Genomic DNA, 12,459 nt, shown 5'->3' with positions numbered 1-12,459 from the left:
GCCAGAAAAGCCCAAAAAGAGTAGAGCCCTCCGGTCAGAACGGCGGAAATCCGGCGTTTGTCAGGTGAATTACCTGTGCTTAAACGTTTTAGTGGCGGGTGCCTGATGGGGTGTCTACGCCTGCGCCAGCGAATAACTGAGCAATATCGGCGGCGTCGAACAGGTAGCGCTGGTTGCAGAACTGGCAGTCGATCTCGATGTTGCCACCGTGTTCCACCACCAGGTCCTGGGCATCTTCCAGGCCCAGGCTGACCAGGGCCGTGGCCGAGCGCTCGCGCGAGCAACTGCAGTGGAAGCGCAGGGATTGCACGTCGAACAGGCGCACAGCGTCTTCGTGGTAAAGGCGGTGCAGGATGGTTTCGTTGTCCAGGCCCAGCAGTTCTTCGGCTTTCAAGGTGCCAGCCAGAGCGGTGATGTGTGCCCAGCTTTCGGCGCGGTCATCTTCATCCTTGATGCGGTCGGCCGGCAGTTGTTGCAGCAGCAGGCCACGGGCGCGCTTGCCATCGGCATTGAGCCAGAAGCGGGTGCCCACTTGCTGGGACATCACGAAATAGTTGGTGAAGCAGTCGGACAGGGTTTCGCCGTCGAGGTCGACAATGCCCTGGTAACGCTGGCCGACAGTTGGGTCGACGGTCAGTGCCAACACGCCGTCAGGCATCAGGTCGGCCAGGGTTGCGTCGGGGGCGATGCGGTCGGCGTCGTAGCGGGCCAGGCCACGGATTTCGCGGGCGCTGGAGCATTCGATCATCAGCAGCGGGATCGGGCCTTCGGAACGAGCCTGCAGGATCAGCAAGCCATCGAATTTCAGGGTGCCCACCAGCAGCGAGGCAGCCGCCATCAGCTCGCCGAGCAATTGCGCAACCGGCTCCGGATAGGGGTGCTTGGCGAGGACTTCGGCATAGCTGCGCTCCAGGGCGACCAGTTCGCCGCGGGCGTCGCTGTCGTCGAAGATGAAGCGTTGGGTGAAGTCGGTATCCGGTAGATCAGTCATAGGTCTGGGTATCTGAATTGATGACAAAAAGATGACAAGGTTTATAGAATTACACGCTTTAGCACCAATTTGGTGCGGCCTTCTACGGAAAAAACGAAGCGCTTTAAAGCCAAGAGGAAACAGTTTATGAACAATCCGGGTTTGTTCCAAGCCAAGTGGAACCTCGGGCGATTGGCCCTGTGTAATTTACTCGCTGTGGGACTGCTGTGTTTTTGGCTCTGGCCGGCGGGCCAGGCGCTCTGCGTGGTTTTCGACGAGTGGCTGTTTCATCTGCTCAACGACCCCTTGGCGAGCAGCTCGACGTGGTTGCATGTGTGGGCGGTGGCCAGTTTGCGACCGTTTGATGCGGTGGTCGGGGTAATTCTGCTGGCGCTGTTGATCCGCGGCGACTGGGTGTTCAAGGCGATGGAGGTGCGCCAGGCGTTTTTCGGGTTCCTGGGCATTCTGCTGCTGTTGTTGTTTATCCGCATGCTGTTTTCCAAGCTGGCGGCGCAGATGGGCTGGCAACACCATAGCCCGTCGATGGTGATCAGCGGGGCGATTCAGATGAGTGACTATTTCCCGGGCCTTGAGAAGACATGGGAGTTGAAAGACCGCTCCAGCCAGAGTTTCCCGGGGGATCACGCATCGGTGTTGTTGATCTGGGGCATGTTCATGACGGTGTTTGCCAAGCGGATCGGGCAGGTGTCAGTGATCTGGGGCTTGGCGCTGCTGTTCATGATGCCGCGGCTGGTGGCCGGCGCGCATTGGGGGCAGGACGACTATATCGGCGGGGTTTTGCTGGCGCTGTTGGCGTTGGGCTGGGGTTACTACACGCCGTTTGCGGCGAAGGTTTCGCGAGGGTTGGTACAGATTACCGCGCCGGTGTTTGGTTGGTTTCAGCGGGTACCATTGGTCAATCGCTTGAGCGTTATCCGCAGCGCTTGAGTTGAAGTGCAGGAGCCGGCCTGGCTCCTGCGGTTTTCCGATTAATCATCATTGCCGCTGCCGCGAAACTTGAACAGGTCGCGCCGTTGTTTCTTGCTCGGCTTGCCGTCGGTGGTCATGCCCAGGGAGCCGGCCTTGCGCATGGCCGCCGCGTTTTCGCGCTTGGCGATGCTGGCTTCGGTTTCGGTGTATAACGCCTGCGCCTCGGGAGCGCCTTTTCGCACAATTGAAAGCGCCTGGACCACGACGGTTCGCTCATCAAAACCGGCACGAATCTGGAACTCATCGCCAATGCGCGGTTCCTTGCCTGGCTTGCAGCGCTCACCACGCCAATGCACCTTGCCACTCTCGATGGCCGCCTTGGCCAAGGCGCGGGTCTTGAAGAAGCGCGCCGCCCACAACCACTTGTCCAAACGGACTTTGTCTTCCTCTTCCTGCTTTTGAGCCACTTGAATTCCTCGCTCTGAAAAATGTCGCAAACTAACAGCCAAATCTCGTCGACGCATAAACCCTGAGGCTCACCTAAGATACGCCAGGTGCCAGGCAGTTTTTATGAGTTTCCCTTTAACCGACTGATTTCTGAAGTCCGAGAGATATCTGTCGCCATTTGGTGAATATTCTGCGTGAATACCGCGAATTCGGCACCGAGCCCCGGCATTCTTTCGGGGACTGTCACAATCCGTGAGCAGTGGGGCGCTACTGTCATTGCCGACTACGAAACATTTCTGATTGCCGGTTACCCATATTGAAGACATTTGACCATTTGACCGTTGTGGGTCTGCGTGAGTGGGTGGCACTTCCCGACTTGGGAGTGGCTGGCCTGCGCGCAAAGATCGACACCGGCGCCAGTACCTCAAGCCTGCATGCCACCGAGATCGAGCCGTTTGAGCGCGACGGTGCAAAGTGGGTGCGCTTCACCGCGCACCTGGGCAGCGTGGTGCAACTGCGTCACCGGCGCTGCGAAGCGCCGCTGGTGGCGATGAAAACCATTAAAAGCTCCAACGGCCAGGCCCAGGTGCGGTACGTGATCAGTACTACCCTGGCGCTGGGTGATCGGGTATGGCGGGTGGAGTTCACTCTCGCCTGCCGCAAAGCCATGCGTTACCGCCTGTTGCTGGGTTCCAAGGCGCTGATTGATGGCCAACTGGTGGTCAGCCCCGGCGTCAAATACGTTCAAGACAAGCCGGTGTTCCCGGTCTCTACTACCTCTGCCACAGGTGTTGCATGAAGATCGCTGTGCTGTCGCGTAACCCGCGTCTGTATTCCACCCGTCGCCTGGTCGAGGCCGGCACCGAACGTGGCCATGAGATGGTGGTGATCGATACGTTGCGTGCCTATATGAACATTGCCAGTCATAAGCCGCAGATCCACTACCGGGGCAAACCGCTGGAAGGTTTCGATGCGGTGATCCCGCGTATCGGTGCCTCAGTCACATTTTATGGCTGCGCGGTGTTGCGCCAGTTTGAAATGATGGGGGTGTCTCCCCTGAACGAGTCAGTGGCCATCGCCCGTTCCCGGGACAAGCTGCGTTCGCTGCAATTGCTGTCGCGCCGTGGCATTGGCTTGCCGGTTACCGGTTTTGCGCACTCCCCGGATGACATCCCCGACCTGATCGAAATGGTCAACGGCGCCCCGCTGGTGATCAAGGTGCTGGAAGGCACCCAGGGCATCGGCGTGGTGTTGTGTGAAACGGCCACGGCGGCCGAGTCGGTGATCGAGGCGTTCATGGGCCTCAAGCAGAACATCATGGTGCAGGAGTACATCAAGGAAGCCGGCGGTGCCGATATTCGCTGCTTCGTGGTGGGCGACAAGGTGATTGCCGCGATGAAGCGCCAGGCCAAGCCGGGGGAATTCCGCTCCAACCTGCACCGTGGTGGCAGCGCCAGCCTGATCAAGATCACCCCGGAGGAGCGCATGACTGCGCTGCGGGCTGCCAAGGTGATGGGGTTGAGCGTGGCGGGTGTGGATATCTTGCGTTCCAACCACGGGCCGCTGGTGATGGAGGTGAACTCTTCACCGGGCCTGGAAGGCATCGAAACCACCACCGGCAAGGATGTGGCGGGGATCATCATTCAGCATCTGGAAAAAAGTGGTGGGCCGAATATGACGCGCACCAAAGGCAAGGGCTAAACACCCCTGTAGGAGCTGGCTTGCCTGCGATACAGGCACCTCGGCTTTTCTGGCGAACCGCGGCGATGCCATCGCGGGCAAGCCCGGCTCCCACACAAGCCCTCTCCCATATTTAATCTGTGTTGGGTGTTAGACCGCGTCCCTGGGCAACATCAGCCCCAACGGCAAGCGAACTCGCGCTTCCAGGCCGCCATCCGGCCGGTTGCGCAACTCAACATTGCCGCCATGCATCGAAGCAATCCGCCGCACAATCGCCAGCCCCAGGCCTGTACCTTTGCCACCCCGGGCACGATCACCACGGGTGAACGGGTTGAAGATGCCTTCCAGCTCCGCCGGATCGATACCGGCGCCCCGGTCCATGACACTCAGCACCACGTAAGGCGCGCTGGTATCCCCGGAGACATACGCCGCCACTTCCACATCGGAACCGGCGTGATGCAGGGCGTTGCCAATCAGGTTGTTCAGCAAGCGCTTCATCGATACCCGACGCAACGCGAATGGCTGGATCGGCTCCAGGCGCATACGCACCTGCTCACCGTTCTGGTTGTAGGGCGCCACCACCTCACGCACCAGGTCCGTCAGGTCGACCTCTTCAACCACCTCATCGCGACCATCGCGGATAAACGCCAGGAACTGGTCGAGAATCGCGTCCATGTCTTCGATGTCGCGGACCATGTCATCGGTCAGGTCGGTGTGGTTACCCATCAGCTCCAGTGAAAGCCGCAAGCGCGTCAGCGGCGTGCGCAGGTCATGGGAAACCCCCGCCAGCATCAGCTCGCGCTCGCGCCCCGCCTGTTCGACATCCTCGGCCATCTGGTTGAACGCGCTGTACACCTCGGTCATTTCGCTCGGCGTGTCGCTGATGGGCAGGCGCACACTGCGGCCCTGGCCCAGTTGCCTTGCTGCAAACACCAGGCGTTTGAGTGGCTGGTTGAGTTGGCGCACAAAAATCCAGGCAGACGCGGTGGACAGCAATCCGATCGCCAGGAACCAGCCCAGCACGTTCCAGATCTTCTGCCCGCGCAATGGATGCGGATACAGTGGCACTTTCAGCCAGTCCTCGCCCAGGCTCGGCGCCCTCACCCAGAGCGCTGGCGACACATGCATACGCAGCCGCACCTCGGTGTCTTCACCCAGTTCGGCCTGCATCTGTCGCTGGTAGATTTCGCTGTAGGGCCAATGTTGCTCGCCCTCGGGCACACCTGCACCCGCCACCCGCACCAGAGTGGCGGCCTTGGCGATCTTCTCGCGGTTCTCGGGGTCTGCGGCCCAATAGGCGCGCAAGGTCAGGGCCACACCGTGGCTGTACTGCCGGTCCACCAGCACGTCTTCGTTCATCAACAGATAAACCAGTGTCAGCGCCTTGGAAAACAGTACGACGATGAGCACCAGCCAAAGGGTGCGTGAGAAGAAACTCTGCGGGAACCACAACGGGGTTTTCATAAAAGACAGCTAGACACCTTGCAGGAGCGAGCGAGGCTCGCAGAATTGCAAACGCCGGGCAACCGGCTGACGCTTATCGAGTCAACGCCGGCAGGCCCGCTTTTGCAAATCATTGGTCACTTGGTAGCAGTGCCATCCGGCACAAACACGTAACCCACACCCCACACCGTCTGGATATAACGCGGTTTGGATGGATCAGGCTCGATCATCCGGCGCAGACGGGAGATTTGTACGTCGATGGAACGCTCCAGGGCGTCCCACTCGCGACCACGGGCCAGGTTCATCAGCTTGTCGCGGGTCAGCGGCTGGCGAGCGTTCATCACCAGTGCCTTGAGCACGGCGAATTCGCCGGTGGTGAGCATGTGCACTTCATCGCCACGCTTGAGCTCACGGGTGGCCAGCGACAGCTCGTAGTCACCGAAGGTCACGCTTTCGTCTTCGCTGCCTGGTGCGCCCGGTACCGGGGCAGCCTGGCGACGCAATACGGCCTTGACCCGCGCCATCAGCTCGTCCGGGTTGAACGGCTTGGCCAGGTAATCGTCGGCGCCCAGTTCCAGGCCCTTGATGCGGCTCAGTTCGTCGCCCTTGGCGGTCAGCATGATGATCGGGATCTGATTGTTGGCGCCGCGCAGGCGTTTGCAGGCGGTCAGGCCGTCTTCGCCAGGCAGCATCAGGTCCAGCACCACCAGGTTGAAGACTTCACGTCCCAACAGGCGGTCCATCTGTTCGGTGTTTGGCACCGCGCGGGCACGGTAGCCCTTGGAGTTGAAGAAACGCTCCAGCAGGCTACTCAGCCCCGGATCATCATCAACGATGAGAATTTTTTCGCCTTCAGCAGTTTGTGCAGTGCTGCTCATTAGATGCTCCTCTTATCTCGGCGCGCATTATGGCGTAGCTGCCGTTATACGCACCGTGTGCATTGTTAGCAGATTTTTCCTCTACCGCCAGCGAACCCGCGCCCTACAACCATTGGCGCAATCCCCCCAAGCCCGGAACGCTGGTTATAATGCGGCGCCTTTGTGCAGGGCAACGTTAGTTCGTTACCGTCTACGGCCACGGGATTTTTTTCACCCGCTTGTAGTGATTTTTTCGATTTCGAGGGTCAATAGGCTGCCTCTTGACCCAGGCAGCGGCGCCAGTCGGGCCGCTCAACCAGCCTTGCAAGCCTTGTTTTACGGGCCTGCAAGCCTGCTTTCAGAATTTCAGGTGGTTTTATGGACAGCATCAACAGCCGCATCGCCGAGGAACTCGGTGTACGCCCACAACAGGTCGAAGCGGCCGTCGCTCTACTGGATGAAGGCTCCACAGTGCCCTTCATCGCCCGTTACCGTAAAGAAGTCACCGGCAGCCTCGATGATATCCAGTTGCGGCATCTGGAAGAGCGCCTGCGCTACCTGCGAGAACTCGACGAACGGCGTATCAGCATCCTCGCCAGCATCCAAGAGCAAGGCAAGCTGACCCCACAACTGGAACGCGACATCAAGCTCGCCGACACCAAGACCCGCCTTGAAGACTTGTACCTGCCGTACAAACAGAAGCGCCGCACCAAGGGCCAGATCGCCCTGGAAGCCGGCCTCGGCGAGCTGGCCGACGGCCTGTTCAACGACCCGGCCCTGGCCCCGGAAAGCGAAGCTGCACGCTTTGTCGATGCCGAAAAAGGCGTCGCCGACGTCAAGGCTGCCCTGGAAGGCGCCAAGTACATCCTCATGGAGCGCTTCGCCGAAGACGCCAACCTGCTGGAAAAACTGCGCAGCTACCTGAAACAGGAAGCCACCCTGAGTGCCCGCGTCATCGCTGGCAAGGAAGAGGAAGGCGCCAAGTTCCGCGATTACTTCGAACACGACGAGCCGCTGAAAAGCATGCCGTCCCACCGCGCCCTCGCGATTTTCCGCGGTCGCAACGAAGGAATCCTGAGCTCCGCGCTGAAAGTCGGCGACGAGCTGCCGGGCACCATGCACCCGTGCGAAGGCATGATCGGTCAACAATTCGGCATCCAGAATCAGAATCGTCCTGCGGACAAGTGGCTCGGTGAAGTCGTGCGCTGGACCTGGAAGGTCAAGCTCTACACCCACCTGGAAACCGACCTGCTGGGCGAGTTGCGCGACGGCGCCGAAACCGAAGCCATCAGCGTGTTCGCCCACAACCTGCACGACCTGTTGCTGGCTGCACCCGCCGGCCCGCGTGCCACTTTGGGCCTCGACCCGGGCCTGCGTACCGGCTGCAAGGTTGCCGTGGTCGACGCCACCGGCAAGATGCTCGACCACGCCACGGTTTACCCGCACGTGCCGCACAACAAGTGGGACCAGACCATCGCGATCCTGGCCGCCCTGTGCGCCAAGCACTCGGTAGACCTGATCGCCATCGGCAACGGCACCGCCAGCCGTGAAACCGACAAGCTGGCCGCCGAGCTGATCAAAAAATACCCAGGCATGCAGATGACCAAGGTGATGGTCTCCGAGGCCGGTGCTTCGGTGTACTCCGCCTCGGAACTGGCTTCCAAGGAATTCCCGGACCTCGACGTGTCGATCCGTGGCGCCGTTTCGATCGCTCGCCGCTTGCAGGACCCACTGGCCGAACTGGTGAAGATCGATCCGAAATCCATCGGTGTCGGCCAGTACCAGCACGACGTGTCGCAGCTGAAACTGGCGCGCGGCCTGGATGCGGTGGTGGAAGACTGTGTGAACAAGGTCGGTGTTGACGTGAACACCGCCTCGGTCGCGCTGCTGGCCCGAATCTCCGGCCTCAACGCTACCCTGGCGCAGAACATCGTGGCTCACCGCGACGAAAACGGCGCGTTCAAAACCCGTGCAGCGCTGAAAAAAGTCGCACGTCTTGGCGAAAAAACCTTCGAACAAGCCGCCGGCTTCCTGCGCGTCATGAACGGTGACAACCCGCTGGATTCCTCGGCCGTCCACCCGGAAGCCTACCCTTTGGTGCAACGCATTGCCGCTGAAACCGACCGCGACATCCGCTCGCTGATCGGTGACGCCGCGTTCCTAAAGCGCCTGGACCCGAAGAAGTACACCGACGAAACCTTCGGCGTGCCGACCATCACCGACATCCTGCAAGAGCTGGAAAAACCTGGCCGCGACCCGCGCCCCGAGTTCAAGACCGCCGAGTTTCAGGAAGGCGTCGAAGACCTCAAGGACCTGCAACTGGGGATGATCCTCGAAGGCGTGGTCACCAACGTGACCAACTTCGGCGCGTTTGTGGATATCGGCGTGCATCAGGACGGTTTGGTGCACATCTCTGCGCTTTCGGAGAAGTTCATCAAGGACCCGCGTGAAGCGGTGAAAGCCGGTGACGTGGTCAAGGTGAAAGTCATGGAAATTGATATCCCGCGCAAACGCGTCGGCCTGTCGATGCGCATGAGCGACACCCCGGGCGAGAAAATCGACGGTGCCCGTGGCGCCCGCCCCGGCTCGGCGCCACGCCAGTCGCAAGGTGCTGCACCCCGCAAGGAAACCGCTGCGCCAGCCCCGGCCAATAACGCCATGGCTTCGCTGTTCGCCAACGCCAAACAACTGAAGAAACGTTAATGGAACTGCCAGCCGGCTTGACCCACAGCGCTTTCAGCGACCTCATTGGCTGCCGCCTGCAACGCCTGGAAACAGGGGTTGCCGAGGTGGCCATGACCCTGGAACCGCAACTGCGCAACCGCGCTGGCAAGCTCCATGGCGGGGCGATCTTCAGCCTGGTGGACATTGCCATGGGGCTGGCCTGTTCCAGCTCCCATGGTTTCGACCAGCAGAGCGCGACCATCGAATGCAAAATCAACTACATCCGCGCCGTTTCCGATGGCGATGTGCTGTGCACCGCACGGGTGATCCACCCCGGCCGGCGTACGTTGGTGGTCGAGGCTGACGTGTACCAGGACGAAAAACTGGTCGCAAAAGCACAAGGCACCTTCGCTGTCCTATAGCTCCCTGTCATCGATTTGAGTTAATTTCGGCGCTGCGAAAGTTGCGCCGAACTTTTCTTCGTGCGCGATAGCCAGATTCAGGGATGAGGGCGGCTCTTTTCAGAGTGGGTCAATCCGGCTCAAAAACCAGGCGATAACGCCAGTTTCCACTTCACCCTTGTAGACCGTCCTGACCACCCCCATATTGGGGCGACTGACGCGTGAAGGAATCCAACTTGAGCGAACTTCTCAACCGCCGCCTGGCCCTGCTCGGCAAGCACGAACACCTCTCTTTGCTTGAGCAATGCCTGCACGGCATCGAGCGCGAATGCCTGCGCGTCACCGGCGAGGGTCGGCTGGCACAAACGCCGCATCCCGAGGCCCTGGGCGCGGCACTGACCCACGAACAAATCACCACCGACTATTCCGAGTCGCTGCTTGAGTTCATCACGCCGGCGCTGCCTAACCCGGCCGACACCCTGAGCAGCCTCGACAAGATCCACCGCTTTGCCTACAGCAAGCTCGGCAACGAGTACCTGTGGAGTCCGTCGATGCCGTGCCCGTTGCCGGCCGAGGAAGATATTCCGATTGCCTACTACGGCACCTCCAACATCGGACAGCTCAAGTACGTGTACCGCAAGGGCCTGGCCTTGCGTTACGGCAAGACCATGCAGTGCATCGCCGGGATCCACTACAACTTTTCCCTGCCGGAAGACCTCTGGCCGTTGCTCAAGGAAGCCGAAGGCTTTGTGGGTACCGACCGAGATTACCAGTCCACGGCCTATATCGCGCTTATCCGTAACTTCCGCCGCTACAGCTGGCTGCTGATGTACCTGTTCGGTGCCTCGCCGGCCCTGGACGCGGGTTTCCTGCGCGGTCGCTCGCACCAGCTTGAAGTGCTGGATGCCGATACGCTCTACCTGCCGTACGCCACCAGCCTGCGCATGAGCGACCTGGGTTACCAGAGCAACGCCCAGGCCGGCCTGACGCCGTGCTACAACGACCTGGCGAGCTACACCGACAGCCTGCGCGAAGCGGTAGCAACGCCCTACGCGCCGTATGTCGAAGTCGGCACCCACAAGGACGGTGAGTGGGTACAGCTCAACACCAACATCCTGCAGATCGAAAACGAGTACTACTCCAATATCCGCCCCAAGCGCGTGACCTACACCGGCGAACGGCCGATCCAGGCGCTGGTGGCCCGTGGCATCCAGTACATCGAAGTGCGCTGCCTGGACATCAACCCGTTCCTGCCGATGGGCATCGACTTGCAAGAGTCGCGCTTCCTCGACGCGTTTTTACTGTACTGCGCGCTGAATGACAGCCCACTGTTCGCCGACAACGAATGCGGCAATGCCAGCGCCAACTTCCTCAGCGTGGTCAAGGAAGGCCGCCGTCCGGGCCTGCAATTGCAGCGCCGTGGCGAGCCGGTAGACATGAAGGAATGGGCCGCCGAGTTGCTGGAGCAGATTGCGCCGCTGGCCGCCTTGCTGGACCAGAGCCAGGGCATTAATGAACACAGCCAGGCACTGGACGCCCAGCTGGCGAAGGTCAAGGACTCGTCCCTGACCCCGTCGGCCCAGGTGCTGGCGACGATGAGCGAGCGTAAAGAGAGCTTTGCGCAGTTTTCGCTGCATCAGAGCCAGGTGCATGCCGAATACTTCCGCAGCGAGCCGTTGAGCGCTGAAGAACAGGCACGCTTTGAGACGCTGGCGCGCAACTCGCTGGCGCAGCAGGCGGAGCTTGAGCAGAACGAAGTGGGCGACTTCGACGTGTTTGTCGGCTCGTACCAGGCAAGTATTCTGGCGATCAGCAACTAAAAGCCTTACACAAAACCCTGTGGGGGCCGGGCTTTTGTGGGAGCCGGGCTTGCCCGCGATGCAGGCGCCGAAGTATTTAATTAGTACCGAGTCGATGCTATCGCAGGCAAGCCAGCTCCCACATTTGACCTACGCGCCCTCTAGCCTAGTGCTCGCGTTTCTTCTCATAAGCTAATTCGAAAATGTTATTTATTTTCGGATTCTTAGATCATTTAGTCTTCTCACAAGCCGACCTCCGGCCGCCTGATGAGGACTTCCCCCTTGAAACTGCACTTCCCCCTTCGCCTCTTGGCGGCGTTGTCCCTGGCCGGTGCCAGCCTGTTTGCCCAGGCTGCCGACGTCACCATCGCTTACCAGACCACCGTTGACCCGGCGAAAGTCGCCCAGGCCGACGGCGCCTACGAAAAAGCCACCAATGCCAAGATCGACTGGCGCAAATTCGACAACGGTGCCGACATCATCGCCGCCATTGCTTCCGGCGACGTGCAGATCGGCTACCTCGGTTCCAGCCCGCTGACCGCTGCGGTTACCCGCAAGGTCCCGGTAGAAACCTTCCTGATCGCGACCCAGATCGGCGGCGCCGAAGCCTTGGTGGCGCGCAACGGTTCCGGGATCAACAGCCCGCAGGATTTGATCGGCAAGAAAGTCGCCGTGCCATTCGTTTCTACCGGCCACTACAGCCTGTTGGCCGCGTTGAAGCACTGGAACATCGACCCTTCGAAAGTGACCATCCTCAACCTCGCCCCGCCGGCCATCATCGCCGCCTGGAAGCGTGGTGATATCGACGCCACCTACGTGTGGGACCCAGCGTTGGGCGTAGCCAAGGAAAACGGCAAGGTACTGATCACCTCCGGCGAACTCGCCAAGTTCGGCGCGCCGACGTTCGACGCCTGGATCGTGCGTAAGGATTTCGCCGAGAAGCACCCGGAAATCGTCACGGCTTTTGCCAAAGTCACCCTGGATGCCTACGCCGCTTACCGCAAAGACCCACAAGCCTGGCTAGCGGACAAAGGTAACGTCGACAAACTGGTGAAGCTCTCCGGGGCCAAGGCCAGCGACATCCCGCTGCTGCTGCAAGGCAACGTCTACCCGCTGGCGGCAGACCAGGTCACCCTGCTGGGCGCACCGACCACCAAGGCTGTCACCGATACCGCCGCGTTCCTCAAGGAGCAGGGCAAGGTCGACGCCGTACTGCCGGACTACGCCCCGTACGTCAGCCCGAAGTTCATCACTAACTGATACCAGGA

11 protein-coding genes are annotated in these 12,459 nt (G+C 60.5%); 7 read left to right on the top strand and 4 right to left on the bottom strand.

The window, feature by feature from the left end; genetic code table 11:
* Positions 1–88: 88 nt before the first annotated feature.
* Entirely contained in the window at positions 89–991 is a 903-nt protein-coding gene (gene hslO, locus RGV33_RS01220; RefSeq protein WP_322142774.1) for an Hsp33 family molecular chaperone HslO, read from the bottom strand.
* A 126-nt stretch (positions 992–1,117) separates the two neighbouring features.
* Between hslO and RGV33_RS01215 the strand changes: the two genes are divergently transcribed.
* Entirely contained in the window at positions 1,118–1,918 is an 801-nt protein-coding gene (locus tag RGV33_RS01215; protein ID WP_322142773.1) for a phosphatase PAP2 family protein, read from the top strand.
* 41 nt (positions 1,919–1,959) lie between these two features.
* On the opposite strand, the gene RGV33_RS01210 is transcribed toward RGV33_RS01215, so the two are convergent.
* Positions 1,960–2,367 carry an RNA-binding S4 domain-containing protein gene (locus RGV33_RS01210; RefSeq protein WP_322142772.1) on the bottom strand — a complete coding sequence of 136 codons (408 nt, stop codon included), beginning with the start codon at positions 2,365–2,367 and terminating at the stop codon, positions 1,960–1,962.
* A gap of 314 nt (positions 2,368–2,681) precedes the next feature.
* On the opposite strand from RGV33_RS01210, the gene RGV33_RS01205 reads away from it, so the two are divergent.
* Positions 2,682–3,146, top strand: a complete 465-nt coding sequence (locus tag RGV33_RS01205) for an ATP-dependent zinc protease (protein WP_375140093.1) — start codon at positions 2,682–2,684, stop codon at positions 3,144–3,146.
* Positions 3,143–4,048: a 30S ribosomal protein S6--L-glutamate ligase gene (rimK, locus tag RGV33_RS01200; RefSeq protein ID WP_003213178.1), complete on the top strand. Its 906-nt coding sequence runs from the start codon at positions 3,143–3,145 to the stop codon at positions 4,046–4,048. The genes RGV33_RS01205 and rimK overlap by 4 nt, the downstream gene beginning before the upstream one ends.
* A 129-nt stretch (positions 4,049–4,177) precedes the next feature.
* Here rimK and RGV33_RS01195 read toward each other — a convergent pair whose 3' ends face one another.
* Both RGV33_RS01195 and ompR read right to left on the bottom strand, forming a co-directional pair.
* Positions 4,178–5,491 carry an ATP-binding protein gene (locus RGV33_RS01195; protein WP_003213176.1) on the bottom strand — a complete coding sequence of 438 codons (1,314 nt, stop codon included), beginning with the start codon at positions 5,489–5,491 and terminating at the stop codon, positions 4,178–4,180.
* Positions 5,492–5,607: 116 nt separating this feature from the next.
* Positions 5,608–6,348 (bottom strand): two-component system response regulator OmpR, encoded by a 741-nt coding sequence (ompR, locus tag RGV33_RS01190; protein ID WP_003213175.1) that lies wholly within the window; start codon positions 6,346–6,348, stop codon positions 5,608–5,610.
* Positions 6,349–6,705: 357 nt separating this feature from the next.
* Here ompR and RGV33_RS01185 point away from each other — a divergent pair, with 357 nt between their 5' ends.
* The 4 genes from RGV33_RS01185 (at position 6,706) to tauA (ending at position 12,451) form a co-directional block, all read left to right on the top strand.
* Positions 6,706–9,030: a Tex family protein gene (locus tag RGV33_RS01185; protein WP_322142771.1), complete on the top strand. Its 2,325-nt coding sequence runs from the start codon at positions 6,706–6,708 to the stop codon at positions 9,028–9,030.
* A complete protein-coding gene (locus RGV33_RS01180) occupies positions 9,030–9,413 on the top strand; it encodes a PaaI family thioesterase (protein ID WP_322142770.1) in 384 nt (127 codons plus the stop codon). The genes RGV33_RS01185 and RGV33_RS01180 overlap by 1 nt, the downstream gene beginning before the upstream one ends.
* A gap of 215 nt (positions 9,414–9,628) precedes the next feature.
* Positions 9,629–11,212, top strand: a complete 1,584-nt coding sequence (gshA, locus tag RGV33_RS01175) for a glutamate--cysteine ligase (RefSeq protein ID WP_322142769.1) — start codon at positions 9,629–9,631, stop codon at positions 11,210–11,212.
* 261 nt (positions 11,213–11,473) lie between these two features.
* Entirely contained in the window at positions 11,474–12,451 is a 978-nt protein-coding gene (tauA, locus tag RGV33_RS01170) for a taurine ABC transporter substrate-binding protein (RefSeq protein WP_003213167.1), read from the top strand.
* Positions 12,452–12,459: the final 8 nt, after the last annotated feature.

The organism is Pseudomonas sp. Bout1 (assembly GCF_034314165.1).
Lineage (GTDB): Bacteria > Pseudomonadota > Gammaproteobacteria > Pseudomonadales > Pseudomonadaceae > Aquipseudomonas.
This window is presented reverse-complemented; position numbering and strand designations above follow the sequence as displayed.